The 25,775-nt window shown below is 64.7% G+C and carries 19 protein-coding genes, 2 pseudogenes and 1 riboswitch; of the genes and pseudogenes, 11 read left to right on the top strand and 10 right to left on the bottom strand.

The genetic code is table 11. The annotated features are described in order from the left end of the window. Positions 1-43 precede the first annotated feature (43 nt). The 5 genes from ectA to thpD all read left to right on the top strand — a co-directional run bounded on the left by ectA (position 44) and on the right by thpD (position 4,667). Positions 44-538: a diaminobutyrate acetyltransferase gene (gene ectA, locus BI49514_RS10175; protein ID WP_257904123.1), complete on the top strand. Its 495-nt coding sequence runs from the start codon at positions 44-46 to the stop codon at positions 536-538. Between the two features lie 164 nt (positions 539-702). Further along, positions 703-2,007 (top strand): diaminobutyrate--2-oxoglutarate transaminase, encoded by a 1,305-nt coding sequence (gene ectB, locus BI49514_RS10170; protein WP_101546428.1) that lies wholly within the window; start codon positions 703-705, stop codon positions 2,005-2,007. 170 nt (positions 2,008-2,177) lie between these two features. Next, positions 2,178-2,585 (top strand): ectoine synthase, encoded by a 408-nt coding sequence (locus BI49514_RS10165; protein ID WP_025778555.1) that lies wholly within the window; start codon positions 2,178-2,180, stop codon positions 2,583-2,585. A gap of 448 nt (positions 2,586-3,033) precedes the next feature. After that, positions 3,034-3,555 (top strand): hypothetical protein, encoded by a 522-nt coding sequence (locus BI49514_RS10160; protein WP_145996206.1) that lies wholly within the window; start codon positions 3,034-3,036, stop codon positions 3,553-3,555. Between the two features lie 203 nt (positions 3,556-3,758). Beyond that, entirely contained in the window at positions 3,759-4,667 is a 909-nt protein-coding gene (gene thpD / locus BI49514_RS10155; RefSeq protein ID WP_101546454.1) for an ectoine hydroxylase, read from the top strand. Positions 4,668-4,993: 326 nt separating this feature from the next. Here the strand turns inward: thpD and BI49514_RS10150 are convergent, their stop codons facing one another. Continuing rightward, positions 4,994-6,487 carry an alanine/glycine:cation symporter family protein gene (locus BI49514_RS10150; RefSeq protein ID WP_101546426.1) on the bottom strand — a complete coding sequence of 498 codons (1,494 nt, stop codon included), beginning with the start codon at positions 6,485-6,487 and terminating at the stop codon, positions 4,994-4,996. A 337-nt stretch (positions 6,488-6,824) separates the two neighbouring features. Here BI49514_RS10150 and BI49514_RS10145 point away from each other — a divergent pair, with 337 nt between their 5' ends. Continuing rightward, complete coding sequence (locus BI49514_RS10145) at positions 6,825-7,685, top strand: glycerophosphodiester phosphodiesterase (RefSeq protein WP_101546425.1); 861 nt, start codon at positions 6,825-6,827, stop codon at positions 7,683-7,685. Positions 7,686-7,709: 24 nt separating this feature from the next. Here the strand turns inward: BI49514_RS10145 and BI49514_RS10140 are convergent, their stop codons facing one another. Continuing rightward, entirely contained in the window at positions 7,710-8,162 is a 453-nt protein-coding gene (locus tag BI49514_RS10140) for a pyridoxamine 5'-phosphate oxidase family protein (protein ID WP_101546424.1), read from the bottom strand. A 183-nt stretch (positions 8,163-8,345) separates the two neighbouring features. Next, positions 8,346-9,299: a hypothetical protein gene (locus tag BI49514_RS10135; RefSeq protein ID WP_101546423.1), complete on the bottom strand. Its 954-nt coding sequence runs from the start codon at positions 9,297-9,299 to the stop codon at positions 8,346-8,348. A 110-nt stretch (positions 9,300-9,409) separates the two neighbouring features. Between BI49514_RS10135 and BI49514_RS10130 the strand changes: the two genes are divergently transcribed. After that, the gene (locus tag BI49514_RS10130; protein WP_101546422.1) at positions 9,410-11,848 is read left to right on the top strand and encodes a thioredoxin domain-containing protein; all 2,439 of its coding nucleotides are present in this window, start codon (positions 9,410-9,412) and stop codon (positions 11,846-11,848) included. 59 nt (positions 11,849-11,907) lie between these two features. Here the strand turns inward: BI49514_RS10130 and BI49514_RS17195 are convergent, their stop codons facing one another. The 5 genes and pseudogenes from BI49514_RS17195 to BI49514_RS10110 all read right to left on the bottom strand — a co-directional run bounded on the left by BI49514_RS17195 (position 11,908) and on the right by BI49514_RS10110 (position 18,037). Further along, positions 11,908-12,402 carry a hypothetical protein gene (locus BI49514_RS17195; protein WP_338063773.1) on the bottom strand — a complete coding sequence of 165 codons (495 nt, stop codon included), beginning with the start codon at positions 12,400-12,402 and terminating at the stop codon, positions 11,908-11,910. Between the two features lie 46 nt (positions 12,403-12,448). Continuing rightward, positions 12,449-13,708 (bottom strand): annotated as a pseudogene (locus BI49514_RS10125) (P-loop domain-containing protein); the annotation flags it as partial. A gap of 10 nt (positions 13,709-13,718) precedes the next feature. After that, entirely contained in the window at positions 13,719-14,531 is an 813-nt protein-coding gene (locus BI49514_RS10120) for an amidohydrolase family protein (protein WP_101546421.1), read from the bottom strand. Between the two features lie 98 nt (positions 14,532-14,629). Then, positions 14,630-16,438, bottom strand: coding sequence for a phosphomethylpyrimidine synthase ThiC (gene thiC / locus BI49514_RS10115; RefSeq protein WP_101546420.1), 1,809 nt, complete (start codon positions 16,436-16,438; stop codon positions 14,630-14,632). Continuing rightward, positions 16,434-16,542: riboswitch (TPP riboswitch) on the bottom strand. It overlaps the preceding gene by 5 nt. 184 nt (positions 16,543-16,726) lie before the next feature. Continuing rightward, positions 16,727-18,037, bottom strand: coding sequence for a M18 family aminopeptidase (locus BI49514_RS10110; RefSeq protein ID WP_101546419.1), 1,311 nt, complete (start codon positions 18,035-18,037; stop codon positions 16,727-16,729). Between the two features lie 135 nt (positions 18,038-18,172). Here BI49514_RS10110 and BI49514_RS10100 point away from each other — a divergent pair, with 135 nt between their 5' ends. Next, positions 18,173-19,825 carry a DUF1684 domain-containing protein gene (locus tag BI49514_RS10100; RefSeq protein ID WP_244195314.1) on the top strand — a complete coding sequence of 551 codons (1,653 nt, stop codon included), beginning with the start codon at positions 18,173-18,175 and terminating at the stop codon, positions 19,823-19,825. A 103-nt stretch (positions 19,826-19,928) separates the two neighbouring features. Here BI49514_RS10100 and BI49514_RS10095 read toward each other — a convergent pair whose 3' ends face one another. Then, the gene (locus BI49514_RS10095) at positions 19,929-21,899 is read right to left on the bottom strand and encodes a M13 family metallopeptidase (protein WP_101546418.1); all 1,971 of its coding nucleotides are present in this window, start codon (positions 21,897-21,899) and stop codon (positions 19,929-19,931) included. A gap of 52 nt (positions 21,900-21,951) precedes the next feature. Here BI49514_RS10095 and BI49514_RS10090 point away from each other — a divergent pair, with 52 nt between their 5' ends. Together BI49514_RS10090 and BI49514_RS10085 are read left to right on the top strand one after the other, a co-directional pair. After that, on the top strand, positions 21,952-22,467 hold the full coding sequence (locus tag BI49514_RS10090) for a low molecular weight protein-tyrosine-phosphatase (protein ID WP_101546417.1): 516 nt from the start codon (positions 21,952-21,954) through the stop codon (positions 22,465-22,467). A gap of 65 nt (positions 22,468-22,532) precedes the next feature. After that, positions 22,533-23,180 carry a copper resistance CopC family protein gene (locus BI49514_RS10085; RefSeq protein WP_244195315.1) on the top strand — a complete coding sequence of 216 codons (648 nt, stop codon included), beginning with the start codon at positions 22,533-22,535 and terminating at the stop codon, positions 23,178-23,180. Positions 23,181-23,354: 174 nt separating this feature from the next. Here BI49514_RS10085 and BI49514_RS10080 read toward each other — a convergent pair. After that, positions 23,355-24,485, bottom strand: a pseudogene (locus BI49514_RS10080) (PQQ-dependent sugar dehydrogenase). 242 nt (positions 24,486-24,727) lie between these two features. Between BI49514_RS10080 and BI49514_RS10075 the strand changes: the two are divergent. Next, positions 24,728-25,714 (top strand): LLM class flavin-dependent oxidoreductase, encoded by a 987-nt coding sequence (locus BI49514_RS10075; RefSeq protein WP_101546416.1) that lies wholly within the window; start codon positions 24,728-24,730, stop codon positions 25,712-25,714. Positions 25,715-25,775 lie beyond the last annotated feature (61 nt).

Here is a 25,775-nt window from a genome sequence, read left to right as displayed (position 1 = left end):
TTTCGAGGTTGACGCTCGATCTCAGCCCGTTAGGTTTATTGACGTGATTAACGCACTCGCTGAACCGAAGACGCAAATCGACGTCCGAACTCCAGAACTGGAGGACGGACAACATCTATGGCGGCTCGCGAAAGACACAGCCGTGCTCGATCTGAACTCCTCGTACTCATACCTGCTGTGGTGCCGCGACTTCGCGGACACCTCGGTGATCGCACGAATCGACGGAGAGCCTGCGGGCTTCATCACCGGGTACACCCGTCCGGAGAATCCGGACACCCTGATGATCTGGCAGGTCGCCGTCAACGAGAACTTCCGTGGACATGGGCTCGCATCGACCATGCTCCATGAGCTGGCCGACCGGACCGGCGCTCTCCGCATGGAGACGACGATCACCGACGACAATGCGGCATCCAACCGCCTGTTCCAGGCGTTCGCGGAGAAGCGCGGCGCCGGATTCAACCGTCGCCCGCTGTTCACCCCGGACCTCTACCCGGACGGCCACGACACCGAGTACCTCTACGAGATCGCACCACTGTAACGAGCCTCACCCCGGCGCCGCGCGGCCACCTGTTCCAAGGGCGTGGACGCGCCAGGTGCCAGGAGGCGGAAGAGATCGCCCGCAGTGAGCGGCAGCGGCCACCGCCTTAAGCGACTGCATCCGATGCAGACGCAGAACTCAAAGAAGTCGAAAGGACTCAAGTCATGACTGAAAGCGCCAAGCCCACACCCACTGACAAGCCCGACATCTTCGAAACCCGCGAGTCTGCCGTGCGCAGCTACTGCCGTTCCTGGCCCGCGACCTTCGCCCGTTCGCAGGGCGCCAAGCAGTGGGACGAGGACGGCAACGAGTACCTCGACTTCTTCTCCGGTGCCGGTGCCCTCAACTACGGCCACAACAACCCGGCCGTGATGGGCCCGCTCATCGAATACCTGCAGTCGGGTGCCGTTCTGCACTCGATGGATATGAAGACCCCGGCCAAGCGTGAGTTCCTCCAGACCTTCCAGGACCTCATCCTCAAGCCTCGCGGACTCGACTACTCCGTCATGTTCCCCGGACCGACGGGAACCAACACCGTCGAGGCGGCTCTCAAGCTCGCTCGTAAGGTGACCGGCCGTCAGCACATGCTCTCGTTCACCAACGCGTTCCACGGCATGACGCTGGGATCGCTGTCGGTGACCGGCAACTCGATGAAGCGCGAGGGCGCAGGCATCCCGCTGACCAACAGCTCGAAGATCCCGTACGACGACTACTTCGACGGAGAGGTCCCGGACTTCCTGTGGCTGGAGAAGGTCCTCGAGGATTCCGGCTCGGGCGTCGATAAGCCCGCCGCTGTCATCGTCGAGACCGTGCAGGGCGAGGGCGGACTGCGTGCCGCTCGCGCCGAATGGCTGCGCGCACTGTCCGACCTGTGCAAGAAGCATGACATCCTCCTCATCGTCGATGACGTGCAGGCAGGCTGCGGCCGCACCGGTTCGTTCTTCAGTTTCGAAGAGGCAGGAATTGAGCCCGACATCGTCTGCCTGTCGAAGTCGATCTCCGGTTCGGGTCTGCCGCTGGCACTGACCCTGTTCCGTCCCGAGCTCGACGTCTGGGAGCCCGGCGAGCACAACGGCACCTTCCGCGGAAACAACCCCGCGTTCGTGACCGCGACTGCGGCGCTGAAGACCTTCTGGGCCGACAACGACTTCCAGAACCAGCTTGCCGACACCATCGCCGAGCTGCACCAGCGCCTCGACGGAATCGTCGAGAAGGCCGAAGGCGCTTCGATTCGCGGACGCGGCCTGCTGGCCGGCGTCTGCTTCGAAGACCTCGAAGTGGCCGAGAAGGTCGCCGCCTACGCCTTCGATAACGGTCTCCTGCTCGAGACCTCGGGCGCCGATGACGAAGTCATCAAGATCATGCCGCCGCTGACGATCGATTCGCGCGATCTGCAGGCGGGCCTGGACATCATCGAGGCCGGAGTGCTCAAGTTCGCTCCCGCTTCCGCGAAGGCCGCACTGGCCTGACCCACCTCTGCCGGGCCGGCGTCGCAGCTGTGGCGCCGGCCCGAGCTTTGGGCGGATTCGAGCTCACCTGTTCGATCGCCTACCCGGGCCGACTGGAGCCGTTGTAGTGAGACGGAAGTCCGCGGCCCACCCCTGAACACTTTCACCGACCTTTTGCGAAAGGACCACTAATGTACGTAGTCAACCGCGATGACCTCAACGACACCGACCGCGATGTGAAGTCCGAGACCTGGCGCTCACGCCGCATGGTGCTCGGCAAAGAACGCGTCGGATTCTCGTTCCATGACACCGTGATCTATGCCGGAACCACCTCGACGTTCCACTACCAGAACCACGTCGAGGCCGTGTACTGCGTGCAGGGCAAGGGTACGCTGACGGATCTGGAGACCGGCAAGGAATACCCGCTCCACGACGGCGTCATGTACCTGCTCGACGGAAATGAGAAGCACACCGTGGTCGCCGAGGAAGAGCTGCGCATGGCCTGCGTGTTCAACCCGCCGGTCACCGGTCGCGAGGTTCACGACGAAAACGGCGTGTACCCTCTCATCCTCGAGGATGAGGCGGCACCTGCGAACTGATGCGGCTTCTGATTGCTGAGTCGGTGGACACCGGCTGAGCACCACCTCGCCGAGGCGGCCCGAGCATTGCGCTCGGGCCGCCTTTTTCGTGTGGTTGGGTTGTGGGCTTGAACGGCACGGTTGAGCCTAAGCCGGTCGCACTGCAGGTGTGATAATCTCCGGTCATACAACTTTCAAGTTTCGTGACTTCTCGTTGCCGACTGCACATCTGTTGACTCCGACTCAGGCATCCCCTTCCATCCCATCTTCAGTTGGAGTCTCCATGAAGTTTCTCAAGCGCGCCCTTGTAGCGTCAGTTGCTGCTCTTGCCCTTGCCATCGGTCCTGCTGTGTCTGCCGAGGCGGCAAACGTCTCGTTCGATGTCACTAAGCTGTCTGCCGACAACGTCGTCGTTTCCGACTGGAACTGTAAAAAGACGAATGTCTATATGAAGCATAGGAAGTCGGGAGTGGACTCTTGGAACGTTTCCACTGAAGTCCGAGGTAAGCATGGTCTCGCCACCTGGGCCAACTATGGAACCTATGGGTCGGCAACCAAAGACCGCGTGCAGGTCTGCCCATCAATTTATGGCCTTGGCAAATATACGTTGGGTCCGTCGGAGATCTCGGCTTATGGGTACTCGACGAACAACGGTTGGGGCGAAGTCGAAGATCCCGACTACACCAAGGGCTACTTCTACGTCCGTGGCAAGACCTACGCTTCGCTGTCCTCGAAGCGGAAGGGTAGCACCGTCACTCTGACTTCGTCGACGAAGGTCTACCACCCAGAGCACTACGGCAAGATCAAGTACAACCCGAAGGTGAAGTTCCAGGTCAAGTCCGGCGGCAAGTGGAAGACCCTGAAGACGGTCACCGCGAAGAAGGGCAAGGCCGTCTACAAGGTGAAGTCAAAGAGCAAGAAGACCTACCGTGTCACCTTCAGCCAGGTCAGTTGGGCGACCGGAGCCACCTCAAAATCGGGCAAACGCTGACCGTCACATGAAAGACCGGCACTTTCGGAACGATCCATCGCTGGTGGATGGCTCCGCAGTGCCGGTCTCTCTGTCCTGGCTCTGACCGGGGTACCGGGGACGATGTCCTCCTGTTACGGTGGTCGCACAGCCCGATCTGCGGAGGCGATGAGCAGTCTCGACACCGCCCCGGCAGACGGCACATAGCGAAGGAAGGAGAAATGATGACAGCAGTGTCAGCTGCGACCGCAACTACAGATCTCTATCCGACTCGCTCCGGTGAGACCACAGAGGTTCTCCCGCGCACGGGTCCGATCGTCTTCGGCTCTCCCGAAGACGGCCCCCTCGAGGCGGCTGATCTCAAGCACTTCGAGGACACGGGCTATCTGACGATCGATCAGCTCATCACAAGCGAAGAGCTCAAACTCTTCACCGACGAGCTTCAAAGGCTTTCGCGCGACCCGGAGGTGAAGGCCGATGAGCGTACCGTCGTCGAAGCCGAGTCCGACGAGGTCCGGTCGATATTCGACATCCATCGCACCAATGAGATCTTCAGAAAGATCGCGAACGATCCGCGCCTCGTCGACCGTGCACGTCAGATCCTCGGAACCGATGTCTATATCCATCAGAGCCGGATCAACTACAAGCCGGGATTCGTGGGCAAAGAGTTCTCCTGGCATTCGGACTTCGAGACCTGGCATGCTGAGGACGGAATGCCCACTCCGCGCGCGGTGAGTCTTTCGCTGTCGCTGACGGACAACTACTCATTCAACGGCCCGCTGATGGTCATGCCCGGTTCGCACAAGCGCTACATCAGCTGCGTGGGAGGCACTCCCGAGGACAACTATCGGAAGTCACTCATCATGCAGGGTGCGGGCACCCCGGATCGTCAGACTCTCAGTGACTTCGCCGACGAATACGGCATCGACGTGCTCGAAGGAGCGGCCGGCGGAGCGATCATGTTCGACTCCAACTGCATGCATGCGTCGAACGGCAACGTCACTCCGTTCTCGCGCTCGAATATCTTCATCGTGTACAACTCGGTGGAGAACACGTGTGTGGAACCGTTCGCAGCACCGAAACCGCGCCCGGAGTTCGTCGGCAGCACTGACTTCACTCCAGCCGGTAGGTGACTCCACATACGCAATTGGGCCGGCCGCTGATGCCTCGCCCATGCCTGGAACTCCCCGTGGAGTGAGCGCATCTGCACAGAAGGGGTCCGGTGCCGCAGTCGCGGCGCCGGACCCCTTTGCCTTCCCACAGACCTCGGTGGGTATCGGCCGAGACCGACCATCCGGTCGCCTCGGCGAGGGCATCTGCCAACTCAGCGCGATCGATACTCAATGGGACCTCCTGAGGGTCGGGGAGACTGTCTTTCGGATCCTGGGGAATGAAAACACTTCGGGCGCTCCCGTGAAGGGAGCGCCCGATGTGCGTTGTCGACTGCTGTTCGACAGCCTCACTCGTCGTCGGAGCGGACCTTCTTCCCGCGATCATGCCAGAACTTCGCGGTGGTCACCTCGTCGGTGCCGTCCCAGGCGTCGATCTGGGTGTTGATGCGTTTGAACGCGGGCAGGTCGCCGCGGTGGAAGACCGGCTCAAAGCCGGCTCTGCGCTGCTGCTGGTAGTTCTTCAACAGCGAGAACACCAGCGGTGAGAGCATCAGCAGGGCGAAGAGGTTGATGAGAGCCATGATCGCCATGAAGATATCGGCCGCGGTCCACACCAGGTCGAGGGCCGCGATCGCACCGATGAACACCGAGGCCATGACGATGACCTGATACACGCGGAGCGCGACACGGTTCGTCGTCAGATGCTCGATGTTCGCCTCGCCGTAGTAGTAGTTGCCGAGGATCGACGAGAACGCGAAGAGGAAGATCGCCAGCGTGAGGAAGTGGATCGCCCACTGCCCGAGCTGACCGCTCAGCGCCGTCTGCGTGAGCTGGATGCCCTCAGCGGAGCTGCCGTACTCCGGATTCGACAGCAGGATGACGAATGCGGTGATCGAGCAGACGAGGATCGTATCGAAGTACACGCCCAAAGCCTGCACGAAACCCTGCTTGGCCGGGTGCGACGCCGAGGCCGTGGCCGCGGCGTTCGGCACCGAACCGATGCCGGCCTCATTGGAGAACAGGCCGCGCTGCACACCGATGAGCATGATCGATCCCAGCGTTCCGCCGGCGATCGAATCCATGCTGAACGCGTCGGTGACGATCGTGGCGATCATCGACGGCACGGCACCGATGTTCATCACCACGACGATGATGCCGACGATGAGGTAGAGGCCGGCCATGATCGGCACAAGATAGGCCGAGATGTTCGAGATGCGCTTGGCGCCGCCTGCGAAGATCGCGAAGGCGGCGACGGCGATGATCGCCCCAGCCACTGCAGCGAAGACGCCGTCCGAGCTCTCGACTCCGAAGGATGCGCCGACGGCGTCGACGATCGAGTTCGACTGCACCGAGTTGAACACGATGCCGTAGGTGATGGCGACGATGACGGCGAAGACCAGACCGAGCCACTTCATGTTCAGCCCGTGCCTGATGTAGTAGGCGGGTCCGCCGCGAAAGTTCGGACCGTCCTTGAGTTTGTACAGCTGACCGAGGGCGGACTCGGCGAAGGCCGTGGCGCCGCCGACGATGGCCGTCACCCACATCCAGAACATCGCACCCGGACCACCGAGCGAGATCGCTAAGGCGACACCGGCGATGTTCGCCGTTCCCACACGCGAGGCTGCAGAGATCGAGAATGCGCGGAACGGCGAGATGTTCCGGTTGCCCTCGGAATCCCGTCCGCCCGGCTCGGTCAGGGTGCGGAACATCTCGGGCAGCAGGCGGACCTGCACCACTCCCGTGCGAATGGTGAAATACAGACCAGTGGGGATGAGAACAGCCACGAGGATGTATGACGATACGGTGCTGACACTGTCGAAAGCACTCTGGACTATCTCCATCGAACTGCGCCTCCTTCGGCAATCGTGCTGGAGAGGATCGGAGGTGCGGAACGCGAGAACTCCGTCCGTGGTTACTCCCAGTCTGCCACCCTTGCTCCCGGGGTTGTGGCAGTGGCCCTGCTTGACGGTCACCATCAGCCCGCGGCCGAGTCAGCGTCAGCCCAGGCGACGGCCAGTGCCGACACCGTCAGGATTCATGTTCCGTCCACTCGCGCATCATCCGGAACTTGCTCGGGACCCCTAGTCTGGGCGGCCTAGTACTCATCGTTCGGCCACCGTGCAGCACTTGTATCCGGCGCCCGAACGCCACCCGCAGTCTCCGTGGAGGAGTTCTGAAATGCCCATCACCCTCGCCACCCCCACCTCCGATCACTCGCCCCGCGACCTCACCACCGGCGTCACCGATACCGTGATCGATCCTGCCCGCGTTCGGGTCCCGCCCCTGGTCATCGCACACCGAGGTGCGTCCGCCGATTGGCCGGAGAATACGATTCCCGCGTTCATCGCCGGCATCGACCAGGGCGCAGACATGATCGAGACCGACGTCCACATGAGCGCCGACGGTGAGCTCGTGATCATGCACGACACGACCGTCGATCGCACCACCGACGCCCGCACCCTGTACCCGAATCGTCAAGACCGCAGCATCGCCGGCATGAACGCCGCCCAGATCGCCACGCTCGATGCCGGAAGCTGGAAGGGCGAGGAATTCGCCGGTGTCCGCGTGCCCCGCCTCGCCGAGGTGCTCACCCTCGCCCACGACACCCGCACCGGTCTGCTGCTCGAGGTCAAGCACCCCGAGATCTATCCCGGAATCGCCGAGGCGGTCCTGTCCGCCCTGCGCACCGTGCCGAACTATCTCGACCGGACTTTGGCGGCCGGCATGCTCGTCGTCCAGTCCGCGAACTGGGCATTCGTCGAAGAGTTCCACGCGCTCGCTCCGGAGATCCCGGTCGGTGTGCTCGGCCGACCCTGCCCGGACGAGCTCCAGGGCTTCGCGGACTGGGTCGACCAGGTCAACCCCGAATTCTGCGCGGCCGACGCGGACTTCCTCACCGCGATCCACGAGCTCGGAATGACCAGCTTGGTGTGGACCGTCGACGATCTCGGTGAGATGGAACGAGCTATCGACGTCGGCGCTGACGGCATCATCACCAACGCACCCGACCGCCTCGTCGAGGTCGTCGAAGCACTCTGATCGACGAAGAACCGGTCGACGGGGTCACTCGTACGGTGCGCGTGCGACGTCGCTGAGCGCTGACTTCCACGTCGCGGGATCGGTCACCGGGAAGCTCCTGCCGGTGACCTCCTCGGCGAGGACCCGGACGAAATGATTCTTCGTCCCGGCCTGCAGCGGGGAGACGTCGAGGGAGACGGTGTCGCGCAGTTCGTCGGGAGCCTTGATCTCCTTGGCGTCGCCTTTGACGACGACGCTGAACGCGGTTTGCCCGTCGACGCCGTCGATTTCGAAGGCGACGCGGGGATGGCCGCGGACGGCGTCGATCTTCGTGCCATCGCCGGTGCGGATGACGAGTGCGGAATGTTCGACGGTGAAGTTCACCGGGAAGATCTCCGGGTCACCATCGACGATGACGGCCAGGCGACCGACGGAGGCGGATCGCAGGAGGTCCCAGCAGTCCGCGGCGTCGAGCGTCCAGGGTGATTCGGCGTTCATTGTCGTTCTCCTGTCTCCCAGCGGCGGGCACCGGGATCGGTTCCCTCTCCACTGAGTTCTACATAGTGTAGAAGAATGCCGGATGCGGGGGAAGAGGGAACTGCGACGTGGATGATGCCGTCTCGGCAGATGGTCCGGCTCAGGTTTGGGCGGTCGGCTGCTCGCCTGGGCAGAACTTGTCGCTCAACCAGCTTCCGTTGTCGGGGCGATGTCACCGGTCGGGGCGCAGTTGAGTGTGCGGACCGCGAGCACGAGGCTCCCGAGAACGAGGCCGAACATGGAGACAACCCAGCCCGGGTATCCCATGGCGACGGCCGGTGGGTACCCGACTGTCAGTATGGTCGACTCCCAGCACAGGTGCAGTCCGCAGGCGATGACGACGAACGCCAGAGTGCGAGCAGATCGGGGTGTGGTGCCGGACAGAGTCGGGCCGACGGCCGGTTCATCGGCCGGCAGCGACCGAGCCTCGGCGATGACCCGCAGGGCGGCGATGGCAGAAACAAGCCCGACTGCGGCGCCCAGAGCATTGACGGCATCACCGTACTCGAACAGGAACATGGCGTCGACGAACATGGTTCGCAGCAACCAGACGAGGAACACGATTCCGGTGGCAGCGAACAACCCGATGGCGGCGATACGCGAGCGACGTCGAAGAACCGCGGGGGCGGCCGCCTCGGCGATGGGGACGAGTTGGGCCGTGACCGCGGCCAGGGCAAGGGCCACAACGATCGGGAAACCCACAGTAACGATAAGGCTCACGGCGCCCAGGGCCGTGGTGAGCGCGGGATTGTCGGCCAGATCCCCGGTGTCGGCGCCGAACGTGTCGATGGTGAAGATCGACTTGAGCGCTTCGACGGCGCAGAGGAACACGGTGACGACGATGAGCACGCTGCGGGGGATCGGGCGAAGACCGCGGGCGATCGTGATCGCGGCGGCGCCGGCAACCGCGATGAGCGCGAGGCGCAGGAGGCTCGGACCCGGTGACGACACATAGGAGTCTTGAGCCTTGACCTCGAGGAGCCCTGCGTCGATCCACGTGACGAGGAAGACGAGCGCGGCAACGATGGTGATGGCCATTCTGCGGGCGTCGAGGCCGATTCTCGGGTTGTGGGAGTCGGTGTTCGATGCGGTGGTCATGGCCTCATGCTCCCATAAAAACCAGTTCCCTTGTCGGCTGAATGGGGAAGATCTCGCACTGTCTTGAGCGTGACCTCGCACGTGATCGCCCGAAGTGAGACGCTGGGGGCATGCCGAACGAACTCGCCGACTCGACCAGCCCGTACCTGCGCGCTCATGCCGACAATCCCGTGGACTGGCGGATGTGGACGAAGGAAACCCTCGCCGAGGCGGCCCGCCGTGACGTCCCCCTCCTCATCTCGATCGGCTACTCCACCTGTCATTGGTGTCACGTCATGGCGCACGAATCCTTCGAGGACGAAGCGGTCGCGGCGATGATGAACGACCGGTTCGTGCCCGTGAAGATCGACCGGGAGGAACTTCCGGACATCGATGCCTACTACATGAACGCGCTGCAGGCGATGACCGGCCAAGGCGGATGGCCGATGACGATCTTTGCCACACCTGCCGGCAGTCCCTTCTACGCCGGCACCTACTTCCCGCCAGCGCCGCGGGGCAATCTGCCCGCATTCACACAGGTCCTCTCGGCCGTATCGGCGACGTGGACGGACCGCCGCGACGAGGTCAACCAGATGACCGCCCGGATGGACCGTGGACTGGCTGAGATGGCCGATGCCGTGACCAGTGCCCTCCCCGCCGAGGCGGCCGCGGAGTCCCTGACCCCCGACGAGCTTGATTCCGCCGCCGCAGCGCTGCTCGATTCGTACGATCCGGCCTGGGGTGGATTCGGCGGCGCCCCGAAGTTCCCGCCGATGATGAATGTCCTCCAGCTCCTCGCGGCGTTCGTGCGCTTGGGTGGGACCGCCTCGGCGGGTGAGGGGGCGGACGACGGTGCTTCGGCGCGCCCGGGAACCGGCGGGACCGCCTCGGCGAACGGGGTGGGGGCCGGCCCGCACCCGATGGACCGGGTCCGAGCCGAGGGGCGGCTCGGCTGGCTCGGTGCCGACGGACATCTGACCGGTGAACTCATCCTCGACTGCCTCATCGCCGTGCGTTCGACACTGGCGCGGATCGCCTCCGGTGGCATGCGCGACCAGGTGCGCGGCGGGATCGCCCGCTACAGCGTCGACCGACAATGGTTCGTGCCGCACTTCGAGAAGATGCTCTACGACAACTCCCTCTATCTGCGCGCTGTCGTCGCCTGGGCGAAGGTCGAACGCGCCCTGGACCCGGAGTCGAAATGGCTCGCCCTGGCCGAACGCGAGATCGCCGACACCGCGAACTTCCTGATCAGCGACCTGTCGACCGATGACGGATTCATCGCCGCGCTCGATGCAGATTCGCTCAACTCGGCGGGCGTCTCCGAAGAGGGCGCCGCCTACGTGTTCACCCCCGAGCAATTCGCGGAGGCCGGGCAGGCAGGTCTGCTCGGACTCGTCGATTCGCCGGCCGGGGGCGAGCTGTCCGGCCAGGTGGTCGCGGCCGTGCGCATCATCGACTGGCTCGGCATGGAGGACGTGCTCTTCGACGCCGAGCACCCCGCACCCTGGGACATCGACGCGACGAAGCGGCAGCGCGAGGTGCTCGAGCAGCTGCGCGCTCGCCGGTCCCAGCCGACCCGCGATACGAAGATCATCACCGAATGGAATTCCCTGGCCGTCACCGCCCTCGCCGAGGCGGCACTGTACTCCGGTGCGGGAGCCGAGCCTGTCGGTGGTGCCGATTCGACGGGAAGTGTGGGCCCGACTGGTGGTGCGATCACTGGGAACGCCGAATCTGCAGATTCGGCGCTGTGGGCAGAAACTGCCGTGCGATTCTGGAGGGCGATGCATGACCGACTCAAGCCGGTCGGTGCGCCCAATTCGGGGGACTCGACCGACTCGGCTGCTCTCGATGTGCGGCGCTCCTTCACCGGCGATGTCGCCGGCCCCGGTAAGGGAGGGCTCGCCGATTGGGCTCAACTCATCACCGCTGGGATCACGGTTCGACAGCTGCCGGACGGGGCCGCCTCGGTGAAGGTGGGGGATCTGGTCGATCTCGGTGCGACGATGCTTTACCTCTTCACCTCCGAACGGGGAGACGGGGTCCTCGAAGCGGTCGATTCGCTCGGTGACGGGATCATCGACGTGAAGTCGGCGGACCCCGTCGACAACACCGTGCCGTCGGGACGATCCGCGGCCGCGGAGGCGGTGCTGCTGCTCGCGGAAGTCGGGGTCGAAGCTGCGACTTCTGATGGGTCGGAGTCATCGGTTGAGGCGTCCCCGGGCGAGGTCGCCGGGCTGGATACGGGACGGCTGTTGGAGGTTCGGGATCGGCTGCTCGGGGTCTATCGGGCGCTGGCCGGGCAGGCTCCGCGCGGGTGCGGACACGCACTGTGGCAGGCCGAGCGGGCCCTGTCGCCCGTGCGGGTCGCCACCGTCGACGATGCGCTGCGGAAAATCGCTGCCAGGCATCCGTCGCTCACTCTGCTCACGGCCTCGACCGGGGTTCCGGGACCGGACGGTCGGGAGGTCGACGTCCCGGCGGGGACGGCGATCGTCTGCCGGGGGACCTCGTGCTCGCTGCCGGTGGGCACGAGTGCTGAGCTGGTTGGGCTGCTGAACAGATAGAGGCGAGGTTCAGTTCAACAATTGAGGGTCGAGGCTCGAGGCCACGTTCGAGTTTCTGCTCAGCGTTCGAGGCTCAGGCCGCGGTAGCGGTTGAGTGCGGCGGCGATCTCCTGCCGGCGCGGCCGGGTCAGGTGGCCCGGATGGTCGCGGTGGCCGGTGATTCCGTCGAGGCCCTCAGCGTCGAGCATGTCCTCGACCTCGGCCAGCGCCTCGGTCAGGGAAATGCGTCCGTCGAAGATCTCCGCAAGGTATTCGAGGGCTTCGGCCACTCCCGACGCCTGCTGCGTGTCGACGAGCTGAGCGATGGCGATGAGGTCGATGAAGTCGCGGCCGAACTGGATCCGGTCGGATCCCTTCGCCCGAGCGGTCTTCGTCTTCGACGCCGGCCGCAGCGCCTTCGCCGTCGGCACGCGCGGTGCGGCAGTGAAAGCCGGGGAGTCTGAGTCTGTGGCCGGGTCTCGACCGGGTTCGGCCGCGGGGGTCGAGGCGGGTTGATTCGTCGAGGCCGGTTGGAGCCGTTTCGAGGTCGGCTGCGGTGATGCCGACGAGCTCATGCGCTTGGTCCGTGACTTCCTTGGGCACATAGGCATCGAGCGCGATGACGTGGTCGGCGACTTCGAAGAATGCGCTCGATCCGCCGGCGACGAGCACCGTGGACACGCCCTGCTCGGTCAGCAGAGGTCGGACGCGGTCGACGAACGGGGTGATCGGTTCCCGCTCGGCGGGGATGAGCGCACGCATGCGTTCGTCGCGGATCATGAAGTTCGTCGCCGAAGTGTCTTCGTCGATGAGCAGGGTGTTCGCGCCCGCCTCGATCGCTTCGACGAGATTCGCCGCCTGCGAGGTCGACCCGCTGGCGTTCGTCGTGGAGAAGAATCTCGTGTCAGAGCCCGAGGGTAGGTTGTTGATGAACGCCGAGATGTCGTCGCCGGTGACGGCGCGTCCGTCCTCGGCTCGAATGGAGGTGGCAGTCGGGTCGCTGATGACCCATTCGCGCCCGTCGCCGGCGATATGCTGGTAGACGCCGCGTTCGAGCGCGCGCAGAATCGTCGACTTCCCGTGATAGCCGCCGCCGACGACGACGGTGACTCCGCGAGGGATGCCCATGCCGGTGACGGTGCGGCCGCTGGAGAGTTCGACCGTGTGCTCGAGTTCGGGAGGGGAGGTGAAGACAACAGCATCGGAGGACTTCATCGGCAGATCCGAATCCCCGGACTTTCGCGGGAGAATCGCTCCGTTGCCGACGAAGCCGATGAGTCCCACTTCGCCGAGGTGGTTGCGCAGTTCCAACTGGTCCCGGTGCAGTTGGACGTGGTCGGCGAGCCCCTTGGTTGACGGGGCGCGAGTATTGCCTTCTCTGCCTGCCGGGGTGTCTGACCAGCGGTCGAAGAGGAAGAGCCGTTCGGCGAATTCCGGCAGATCACGGGTGAGGATGTCCGCTGCCTGATGGCCGAGGATGCGGCGACCGCGCGCAGGCAGATTGACGAGCAGTCGTGCCTCGAACCCGGCGTCATCGATGAGGATGTTCGTCCGCTCGAGGATCTCCTGCCCCGGACGGCCGAGGATGAGTGCGCGCTGATCGAGCTTCGTAAGCACCTCGTTGCCGGCACGGAGCAGATAATCGGCGGCGGCGATGTGGTCGGCGCGATCAGTGGTGAGGTCGAGCGGGAACTTCGCATCGGCACGGTCGACGCGGACCCGGACCTTCGACGGAGAAGCGAAGGGATCGGCCTGGACCCGGTCGATGAACACGGTGACCGGTCCGAAGGTGTAGCGGCCGCGGATCTGCTTGAGGTTGCCGTAGCTGCGACCGTCGAGGTTGTGCAGACTGGAGGCGAGATTCGACTGACGTGAACTCATGTCACTCATGCTACTGGTGAGAGATGAATGCGTGCTCAGCGGTTTTGGGCTCGACGCCGTAGAACCGGGCCGCGTTCGACCAGAACACGGCGTCCGCCTCGGCGGGAGTGAGCGCCTGACGAAGGAGCGTGAAATCGGCGTCGGCGAAGGGGCGACGCGCCCGCGTCGACGGCAGGTCCGTCCCCACCATCAGAGCGGTCGGGTCGGTGTCGACAATGCGGCGGACCGCCTCGGCGGGATCGAGTTCCACACGGCCGAAACCGGTGGCCTTGACCTTGACTCCTGCCTCGACGAGGCGCAGCAGGGTGGACAGTCCGTCCTCGTGCATGCCCAGATGATCGATGCTCACCGCCGGAAGTGCGGCGATGCGTGCAGCGAGGTCCTCAGTGATCGTGCGGGTGTCGATATAGAGCTCGGCGTGCCATCCGACGAGGTCATGGACTCGTCGGGCAAAGCTGTCGAGGGCGTCGAGGGTGGCCGAACCGCCGCGGGCGATATTGAATCGCAGAGCCTTGATGCCGGCCTCGTCGAGGCGTCGGATCTGATCATCGGTGGTCTCATCCGGCAGTTGGGTGACGCCGACATAGTTGTCGCCGAGCTGGCGCAGCGCCTCGATGAGGTACCCCTGGTCGAAGCCCTGGAACGAACCGGACACGACGGCTCCTCCGGCGACCTCGACTCCCACATCGGGCAGGCTCTGCAGTCGCGCGCGATAGTCAGTGACTGTGAACGGATCGGGCAGATAACCGTTGTTCTCGATCAGCGGATGGCTCGGATCGATGATGTGCAGGTGCGCGTCGAAGGCACGCTGGAGTTCGCGCATACCGTCAACTTACATCGTCGTCGAACCGCTCGTTCAAGGCGTGGCGCGTAAGCCGACTCGTGCACAGTTCGATCGACGCGCCACGCCTTGAACGACGGTCAGTCTGCCTTGAGTCCGACCGTCGGATCGGGCAGGTAGACCTCTCCGCCCGAGGCGAGGAACTCGCGGCTCTTCCGCTGCATTCCGGCCAGGGCCTCCTGCGCCTCGGCGCTGCCGTAGGTGTCACGGATGTCCTGGGAGATGCGCATCGAGCAGAACTTCGGACCGCACATCGAACAGAAGTGCGCGGTCTTCGCGGGTTCCGCCGGCAGCGTCTCGTCGTGGAACGCCTCGGCGGTCTCCGGATCGAGGCCGAGGGCGAACTGGTCCCGCCACCGGAATTCGAATCGAGCCTTCGACAGCGCATCATCGCGGGCCGTCGCACCGGGGTGGCCCTTCGCGATATCGGCGGCATGTGCGGCGATCTTGTACGTGATCACCCCGGTCTTGACGTCGTCACGGTCGGGCAGCCCGAGATGCTCCTTTGGGGTGACGTAGCAGAGCATCGCCGTGCCGTAGCGGGCGATCTCCGTCGCCCCGATCGCCGAGGTGATGTGGTCGTATCCGGGCGCGATGTCCGTGACCAGCGGACCCAAGGTGTAGAACGGCGCCCCGTGGCAGAGCTCCTGCTGACGTTCGACGTTCTCCCGCACGAGGTGGAGCGGAATGTGCCCGGGCCCTTCGACCATCACCTGGACGTCGTGGGCCCACGCGCGTTCGGTGAGTTCGGCGAGAGTGTCGAGTTCGGCGAACTGGGCGGCATCGTTGGCATCGGCGATAGAACCCGGACGCAGTCCGTCGCCGAGCGAGAAGGCGACATCATAGCGAGCGAAGATCTCACAGAGTTCATCGAAATGGGTGTAGAGGAAGTTCTCCTCGTGGTGGGCAAGGCACCAACCGGCCATGATGGACCCGCCGCGCGAGACCATCCCGGTGACCCGGTCGGCAGTGAGCGGAACGTAGCGCAGCAGCACACCGGCGTGCACGGTCATGTAGTCGACACCCTGCTCGCACTGCTCGATGACTGTGTCGCGATAGATTTCCCAGGTCAGCGCATTCGCATCGCCGTCGACTTTCTCCAGCGCCTGATAGATCGGGACGGTGCCGATGGGGATCGGCGAATTGCGGATGATCCACTCCCTGGTGGTGTGGATGTCATTGCCGGTCGACAGATCCATGAGGGTGTCGGCACCCCACTTCGCAGCCCACCGCAGCTTCTGCACCTCCTCGGCGATGGAGCTGGTGACCGCGGAATTTCCGATGTTCGCGTTGATCTTGACAAGGAACGCCTTGCCGATGATCATCGGCTCGGATTCGGGGTGATTGATGTTGTTCGGGATGATCGCGCGACCGGCGGCGAGCTCGGCACGGACGAGTTCGACATCGCACTGCTCGCGAAGTGCCGCGAACCGCATCTCCGGGGTGATGATGCCCTGCTTTGCGTAGTGCATCTGGGTCACCGTGCGGCCGGACTTGGCCCTCCGCGGAACCGGTTTGCGTCCCTTCCATTGCTGCGACGGGGCACCTCGGCGGACGGCGGCACGACCGTCGTCGGCGATGCGGTGGCCGCGGGCGTCGTATGTCTCAGTGTCGAGGCGGTTCTCTATCCACGGGAATCGCAGAGCGGGCAGTCCCTCTTCCGGGATGCTGCCCGGCCCGACGGTGCGGTAGACGTCGACGGGATCGTTGGACCGGCCGTTCGAGTCCTCGAGCTCGATGCGGGTCACTGGAACGCGGATGTCGTGTTCCTTGTCATCGACCCACGCCGGCGAATGCGTCGGATACTGCTCGAGGGTGAACTGGTCGTGCGAATCTGCGTCAGACGAAGTCGTGGCAGGGGCAGGTGTTTCAGGGGTGAATGCAGTCAACTGCAGTCCTCACTTCCTACGCCGGTATCAACCGGATCAGGTTCTACGGTCTCGGACGATCCAGTCCGATCTCAGCCCTTGCAGCGGGCTCCCGTGGGGTCGTGCCATTCGTATCACGACTGCCGCAGTGAAGACAACCGTGGCGCCGGCAGAATCGTGTCCCGCCGGAGGTGCGGCGCGGCTTCGTGAGGGGTGGGCTCCGCCTCCGAGCCGGTCGATCAAGGCGGAGCGCGGATATCGAGTCGCGAGCCTCTCGACAGACGCGCTCCGCCTTGAACGACGACAGGGTTAGGGGCAGCTGCCCTGGAGGAACGCCTTCGCGGCTGCGCCGAGGGCGACGACATCGGAGACCGCGACCATTTCGCGCGCCGAGTGCATAGAGTACAGGGCCGGGCCCACATCGACGGTCGTCATGCCCAGGCGGGTTGCGGTCAGCGGTCCGATCGTCGACCCGCAGGGCATCGCATTGTTCGACACGAAATCCTGGTACTCGACCCCGGCGGCCGCGCACGCCTGCGACCACACGGCGGTGCCCACCGCATCCGTGGCGTAGCGCTGCTGAGCGTTGAGCTTGAGCAGGGGACCGCCGCCGAGGCGGGGGCGGACATGCGGGTCGTGCCGTTCCGGATAGTTCGGATGGGCAGCATGCCCGGCATCGGAGGAGACACACACCGAGGTGGCCATCGACGCGAGATAATCGCTGCGCGTCGACTGCGGCAGCAAGGAGGCGACGATGCGCTCGGTAACGTCGGCGAGGAACGGACCGCACGCGCCCGAACGCGAATTCGACCCGATCTCCTCATGATCGAACGCTGCGAACAGGGGGATGCCGTCCAGCCCGTCGGCATCGAGCTGGGTGAGAGCGGTGACGCCGGCGTGCACGGACAGAAGGTTGTCCAGCCTCGGCGAGGCGAAAAACTCCTCGGCGGCACCGAAGAGGGCCGGCTCCTGAACGGGAATGGTGTAGACATCGTGGCCGACGACGGACTCGGCATCGACCCCGGCCGACTCTGCGAGCAGTTCGATGATGTCCGCCTCGGCGAGGTCGGCCAGGCCGATGACGGGAGTGGTGTGACGCTGCTTGTCCAAGGTCAGACCCTCGTTGACCTGCCGGTCGAGGTGGATCGCGAGCTGCGGGATGCGGGCGATCGGCCCGGTGCGGGCGAGCACGATGCTGCCGTCGGCGAGGCTGAGTCGACCCGCGAAGGCGAGCTCACGATCGAGCCACGAATTCAGCAGCGGCCCGCCGTAGATCTCCACCCCGACCTGACGGGTGCCTTCGGCGGTGAACTCGCCGCCGGGTTTGAGTTTGAACGCCGGGGAATCGGTGTGGGAACCGAACACACGGAAGGGGGGAGCCGCCTCGGTGACGGTGGGATTCATCCACGCGATGAGCGCGCCGTCGCGGATGACGTAATGCCCGGTTCCGGGCGTCAGCGACCAGGGAACGGACTCGTCGAGGCGGGAGAAACCGGCCGCCTCCAGGCGTTTCGCTGCCGTGTCCACCGCGTGGTACGAGCTGGGAGATGCGCTGACGAAGTCGCCGAGGTCGGCCGCTGTCGTCGCGGCCACATCCGGTCTCGGGAATGATTCATTCATTTCCCCAGCCTATCGTTTGCGGTAGTTTGGAGGAGAAGAAGATCAGGCCTCAGACGCCGGGTTGCCACCGGGTCCGAGAATCAGGCGGGGGCAGCGACCCTGCGACCGCACCAGCGACGGCAAGGAGTGTTCGACGTGAACCAGTTCGTGACGGAGTGGAACACCTGGCGCGACTCACGGAACTCAGCCCTTGCGAAACCGTTCGGCTGGCTCAGCGTCGTCGGACTCCACTGGCTCGACGCCGAATCGACCTGGACCGATGCCCCGGGCACCTTCACCGTCGACGACGGATGGGTGACCGTGTCCCTGAAGACCGGAATCAAGGCCGGCCCCGCAGCCGAGACATTCGACCTGCTCAGCACGGTCGACAACGGCGGGACTGCCGGGGCTGCTGGCAGCTTCGGTGTGAACGGCGGAGGACCGACGCGTGCGACCAGCCCGGCCGTACCCAGCGACACCTCGACCCTGCCTCGGGTGATGGACCAGGCCGGTGCGGTCGCGGCTGGGGAAGGTGCTGCGGGTTCCGACTCTTCTGCTGGAACGGGCGCCGGATCCGATGCGGGGTCCGATGGCGGATCCGACGGACACGCAACCGTGCCCGCCAAGTCACAGGTCCGCGTGGAAGAGAACGGATTCAGCGCGAAGCTTCCGGCCGGCGGATCGCTCAACTGGTTCACCGTCGGCAACGTCCTCTATGAACTCATCGATCGGGGCGGCCGCCTCGGTGTGCGTGTGCGCAATTCGAAGTCCCCGCTGCTCGGGAAGTTCTTCGAGGTTCCGGTCTTCGACCCGGACCCGGACTTCGTCTTCCTCGCCCGGTTCACGAGGTTCGACCCGTTCAAGACCTACACGATCGAAACCGCCCAAGAAGATCTGCAGCTGCAGACGCAGGCGGCGGGAACCGTCACTTTCGAGACCTCGCACGGTGAGGTGAGCCTGCTTGCCACCGGGTGCCCGAAGACCGGGCTCCAATTGGACTTCCACGACTCGACGAATGGGAGCGCCACCGCGGCGTGGCGGACCATCGACCTCGGAGTGCCGAATCAGGACGGGTCGCTCGTCATCGATTTCAACCGTGCGGTGAACTACCCGTTCGCGTTCACCTCGTTCGCCACCTGCCCGGCCCCGATCGAGGGAAACGTCGTTCCCTTCGACGTCACCGCAGGTGAGCGGCGTCCTCCGTTCTTCTACTCGGAGGCCGGGATCAACGTGCCGTTCCTCTTCTACGTGTGGTGGGACGAAGAGAGCGCCGAGGTGACGCGCCCCTGGTATTCGCGTTTCGGCCTCGACATCACCATCCTCAACCCCAACCACGATGACGGGCGGATCTCCCTCGTCGGCTTCGACGGGGTCGCGATGTCCGGCGGGGATCTGTCCCCACTGGGGCGCAAGGCCCGGTCGCGGCTCATCGATGTCGCCACCGAAGCGCTGACCTCACGGATTCCGGTCATCGGCATCGGCGCGTACTCGGCGTTCGTCATCCAGGCCCAGCGGGAGCTGCGGTCGCAGCAGGGCTACGTCGACGGCATCGAAACCGAATACGCGGCGTCGGCAGAGCGTCTGCTCATCGTGATGAATAACGAACTCGACCCGAAGCAGGCTGGTTTCGACATCGTCCACACCGACGCCAGTGGGCTGATCTACGTGGAGATGCCCTTCGACATTCCGCTCGAGTCCGCCCGCACCGAGGTCGAGGACTTCCAGGCGGCGATGGAATCCGGCGCCTCGATCACGAGCTGGCAGGAATTCGACTACCGCATGGTCGCCCTCATCCGACACCACCGCTGAGCCCGGCTCCCGGCCTCTGTCCCAGCGCCCGTTTCCTCCCCGAACTACCTGACGGCGGCCCAGCAACCTCGCGCGAGGTTGCTGGGCCGCCGTCAGGTAGCGATTACCAGATGGTGACTCGTTGGTCGGGGGATAAGTACATGCCGTCGCCCTCTGCCACGTCGTAGGTGTCGTGGAAGGCGGTCATGTTCTTCACGACCTGGTTGCAGCGGAACTCCTCCGGCGAGTGCGGGTCGATCGAGAGCCTGCGCACACGCTCCTCGGTGCGCATCTTCGACCGCCAGGCTTTCGCCCACGCCTCGAAGAACGCCTTCGCCTGCTCGGGCGACGGCGCCACCGGCACGCCCGGAGTGCCCGCGCGTTCGCCGAGTTCGAGCTCGAGAGCCTTCCATCCGATCGACAGACCACCGAGGTCACCGATGTTCTCACCGACCGTCAGCGCCCCGTTGACGTGCTGGTTGGCCTCGAGACCGGTCGGAACCAGTTCTTCGTACTGGGCGATCAGCGCATTCGTGCGCTCCTCGAACAGGGTCCGATCCGATTCGGTCCACCAGTCGACGAGGTTGCCGTCACCGTCATAACGCGATCCCTGATCGTCGAAGCCGTGACCGATCTCGTGACCGATGACTGCACCGATCGCTCCGAAATTCGCGGCCACATCACCGGCGGCGTCGAAGAACGGCGGCTGGAGGATCGCTGCCGGGAAGACGATCTCGTTCATCACCGGGTGGTAGTAGGCGTTGACCGTCTGCGGGGTCATCAGCCATTCCGTACGGTCGATGGGTCCGCCGATCCGCTTCACCTGCCGCACATGCTCGGCCTGCGAGCAGCGACGCACGTTGCCCACCAGGTCGGAGGAGTCGATCGCGGCCGGGTACTCCCGCCACACCTCCGGATAGCCGACCTTCGGAGTGAACTTCGAGAGCTTGACCAGGGCGCGTTCCTTCGTCTCCTCGCTCATCCAGTCGAGTTCGCGGATCGACTTGTCATAGGCCTGGATGAGCATGCCCACGAGGTGGTCGATCGCGTCCTTGGACGACGGCGGGAACTCAGCTGAGACGTAGAGTTTGCCCACGGCCTCACCGAGGTAGCCCTCGACGAGACTGACCCCGCGCTTCCAGCGCTCCCGCAGGGCAGGAGTGCCCGAGAGAGTGCGGGAGTTGAAGTCGAAGTTCTCCTCGACGAACTCATCGGAGAGCAGCGAGGCGGTGTCGGAGACGACGACGAAGCGCAGCCACGTCCTGATGGTCTCGATGTCGGTCTCCGCCCACACCTTCGCCATGCCTGTGACGAACGAGGGCTGGGAGACCACGAGGTACTTCAGGTCGGTCGCATCGGCGGTGAGGATGCCGAGATACGAGTCGAAGTCGAACTCGAGCCCGAGGTCACGCAGCTCTGAGATCGAATACTTGTTGTACGTCTTCTCCGCATCACGGCAGGCCACGCGGTCCCAGTGGTGGCGGGCGAGTTCGGTCTCGAACGTCATCACCTTGGCGGCCACCTCGGCGTCGGAGATCCCGGACTTCTCACCGAGGCCGGCCAGGGCCGCGATCTTCTGCACGTGGGCGAGGAACTTCGCGCGCACCTCGGCGTGGTCGTCGTTGAAGTAGTAGTCCTCGTCGGGCAGGGAGATGCCGGCCTGGACGAGATAGAGGGCGTAGACGTCGGAGTCCTTCGCATCGGCGGTGACGTACCCGCCGAGCAGACCGCCGATACCTTCGGTCTCCAACCGGGCGAGCAGGGCGGCGAGCTCAGATTTGTCCTCGGCGGCGTCGATGGCTGCGAACGTCGAGGTCAGCGGGGCGACGCCGAGTTCGTTGATGCGATCGACATCCATGAACGAGGTGAACAGGTCGGCGACCTTCTGCCCCTCGGAGCCGGGCTCCTGCGGGCTGTCGGTCACTGAGGTGATGATGTCGCGGACCTTGGTCTCGGCGGTGTCGAAGAGCTCACGCATGGCTCCGTCGCCGGCCCGGTCATCGGGGATCGTGAACGAGTCGATCCACTCGCCGTTGATGTGCTGGTACAGGTCGTCCTGAGGCCTGATCGAGGTCTGTGAGGTTTCAGAAGTCATGGCCCCACAGTATCGTGATCAGAGCCCCGCACGCCCTGCCCGAGGAGGAGATATGAGTCTGGCATCCGTCGTCTTCGTGTGCACCGGCAACATCTGCCGATCCGTCACCGCCGAACGTGTGCTCTTACATCATCTGGCCGATACCGGCGCCGAGGCGGTCGTCGACTCCGCCGGGATCAGCGACGAGGAGGCCGGCAACCCCATCGACCCACGTCAGGCGCGTGTGCTCGCCGCCGCCGGCTACCGCACCGACGATCATGTCGCCCGGCAGATCACGCCCGAATGGTTGGCCGACCGCGATGTGGCGGTGGCTATGACCGCCCGCCACTATCGTGCCCTGCAGCGGATGATCTCAGTTCTTACCGCCGAGGCGGCCCCGGAGCTGCGGATGCTGCGCGAGTTCGATCCGCGGGTGGACGGGGTCGAGGGCGACGGTGTTCCGGCGCCGGATGTCGAGGATCCCTGGTACGGCGAATTCAAGGATTTCGAAGAAACTCTTGAGACAATTGAAGTGTCCGTGCCGGGAATCACGGATCGTCTGCGCGCGCTGGCCGCGAAAACTCAGTGATACTAGTAGGCACAAGCTTGCTGACACGACCGACGTCGCAGGTACGCCTCGAAGGAGAAACTCTCATGACTCGTCTCATGACACGACAGAACTGGTCCGCTCTCAGGCTGGGCTTCGCCGCCCTGCTGGTGGCCGCGATGAGCGTGTTCGCATTCGCCCCCGCCGCCAGTGCCCACGACCAGCTGGTGTCGTCGAATCCCGAGGACGGTGCCGAACTCGATCAGCAGCCCAAATGGCTCGAGATGAACTTCTCCGGCGACATCCAGGAAGTCGGCTCCGAGGTCAAGGTCGTCGTCGACGGCAAGGATGTCTCCGCAGGTGAGCTGACCGTTGAGGGCAAGAAACTCAGCGTCGCTCTGCCCGATGATCTCAAACCCGGCGACTACAAGGTCACCTGGCGCGTGGTGTCGCAGGACGGCCACCCGATCTCTGGTGACTACTCGTTCGCGATCAAGGATGCCGAAGGCGCCGGCGGAGACGTCAAGGAGTCATCCGGAGAGTCGACGAAGGCCGGACTCGGCGGCGGAGTCGTCGACGAGCCGGGCAAGGACACCGAAGACCGCGGCGAGATCGGCGAGTCCACCGGCAGCGATTCAGGAATGTCGACCCCGATGATCGTGCTGCTGTCCGTCGGCGGCCTGGCCATCATCGTCATCGTCGTCCTGCTCATGCGTCGCAAGTCCCAGGGCCTGCCCGGCACCAAGGACAACTGAGCGAGAACGCCCACACAGCACCGGTTGCACGAGGCCCCGAACGCGATGAGCTTTCGGGGCCTCGGTGTCTTCGGATCGTGGCGGGGTCGGTGGCGATCTCGTTCAAGCGTCAGCGCGGTTATGGCGAGGTACACCGTTCGAAATGTGCGCTTCGCCTTGAACGAGGCACCGCCGTCAGGGTGTGAAACGCAGGAGACGGTCGTCGTCCGGGGCGGGTTCTCCGCGACCGTCGGTGTTGTTCGTCAGCACGAGCAGCGACCCGTCGGGCACTTCGACCACATCGCGCAGTCGTCCATGCTCGCCGGTCCACAACTCTGACGACGACTTCAGGTCGTCGAGCGGAACCCGGTGCAGGCGCTCGCCGCGCAGCCCGGCGATCAGGATGCTGTCATCGCCGACGGCCAGTCCGCTGGGGCTCGCTTCGTCGGGGGACCACTGCTGCACCGGGTCGATGAAATCGCCGTCCCCGTCACCGGAGCCGCCGTCACCCGCACCGTCACCCTGCGCAATGCCTTCGACCTCGGGTCATCCGTAGTTCCCGCCGGCTTCGATGACGTTGAGTTCGTCCCACGCGTCCTGCCCGAATTCCGAGGCGTACATCGCGCCCTCATCGTCCCACCCGATGCCCTGCGGGTTCCTGTGCCCCATACTGAAGACGAGCGAATCGGCGAACGGATTGTCCGCAGGTATGTCGCCGTCGGGCGTCATACGCAGAATTTTTCCCGACAGTGCACCCTCGTCCTGCGCGCTGTCGCGATCGCCCGTATCGCCGAGCGTGGCATAGAGCATGTCGTCGGGGCCGAACGCCAGCCGTCCGCCGTTGTGGAAGTTCGCGGTCGGCAGACCGTCGAGGATCGTCTCCTCCTCACCCAGGGACAGATTCCCGGCCTCGCCGAGGAGGTGGAATCGCACGATCCGATTCTCCGTCCCGGCAGCGAAGAAGGCATAGAGACGATCATCGTTGACGGCGAGACCGTGGAGGCCCGCCTCACCCGAGGACGAGGCATCATCGATCCGGCCGACCTCACGAACGTCGCCACCCGCGGAGACTTCGAGGATGCGACCCGAATCGCGTTCGCTGACCAGCATGGTCTGCCCGTGGAAGGCGATCGACCACGGGGATTCGAGGCCGGTCGCGACGACCTCGGGAGAGTCCGCGCCCGGTGTTGACGATCCTGACCCGGCGTCGGATGATCCGGAACCACTGCTCGCCGAGGCGGTCCCCGACTCCTCCCCGCCCCGATCGTTGGTCTCGCCGGAGCCCGAATCGGAGGCACAAGCGCTGAGGACGACGGCCAGGGACATGGCGGCGCCGGTGATGAGCCGTCCGGTGCGGGAGCTTGCTGGGGTGCTCATGCTCTCTTCCGTCGGGGAGCCCGGTGGCACAAGACTATCCGTCGGCCGCTCAAGAACTGAACCTCTTGCCGTTGGCTGGGATCATCTGCCCAGGAATAGAACCGTCTGCTCGGACTGTTGTCTCAAATGTCTGAAATTCTGCGACTGCATCCCGCAACCGCACCGTACGCCCACCGAAGGAGCTTTCCGCCTTGTCCGTTCCGTTGAACATTCTCGATCTCGTCTCCATTCGGGAAGGATCCACCGCTCGCGATGCCATCGCCGAATCGATGACCTCGGCGAAACTGGCTGACGAGCTGGGGTACAAGCGGTTGTGGTTCGCCGAACACCACAACACGATGGGCCTGGCCGCCAGCGCCACGGCCCTCCTCATCTCACAGGCCGCCTCGGTGACGGAGAAGATCCGGGTCGGATCCGGCGGTGTCATGCTGCCCAACCACGCGCCACTCATGGTGGCCGAACAGTATGGAACGCTCGCGAATATCCACGGTGATCGCATCGACTTGGGCCTCGGGCGCGCACCCGGCACGGACGGGATGACCGCGCAGGCGCTCGCCCGATCGTCGGCGGAACCACAGGACTTCGCACAGAACATCTATGACATGCAGGGCTGGTTCTCCGAGGCGGGGCAGGCACACACCATGCCGATCAAGTCCGCGGTCTCGGCGGGGATGAACGTGCCCATCTGGGTGCTCGGATCGACGATGAACGGCGCCTCGATCGCCGGTCAGCTGGGCCTGCCGTTCTCTCTGGCCTCGCACTTCGCACCCGATCAGATCGACATCGCGGTCAAGACCTATCGCGATTCGTTCACCACCGATGCGCCGACCGCGCAGATCGACGAGCCCTACGTCATGGCCGGGATCAACGTCTTGGTTGCCGACACCGACGCCGAGGCGGCCCGCCAGTTCACCTCAGTCCAGCAGATGTTCAATGACATGCGCACCGGTCGCCGCCGCAATCTGCAACCCCCGGTCGACCCGGCCGAGATCTCTGCTCAGGGCGGGACCAGCCCGATGCTGTCCATCAGCGCCGTCGGCTCGCCCGACACAGCGACCGCGCAGATGGCCGAGTTCGTTCAGCGCACCGGCGCCGACGAGCTCATCACAGTCACCTATGCCTACGATCCAGAGGTGCAGCGCCGGTCGCTGCGACTGCTCGCCGACGCCTGGTTCTGAGGCGACGACTGAGCGGACCCCAGGCAGGGTCACGAGCCGCCGTTGGATCATTGACTGTGGG

Origin of the sequence: Brevibacterium iodinum ATCC 49514, assembly GCF_900169265.1 — a bacterium.
GTDB lineage: Bacteria > Actinomycetota > Actinomycetes > Actinomycetales > Brevibacteriaceae > Brevibacterium > Brevibacterium iodinum.
This window is presented reverse-complemented; position numbering and strand designations above follow the sequence as displayed.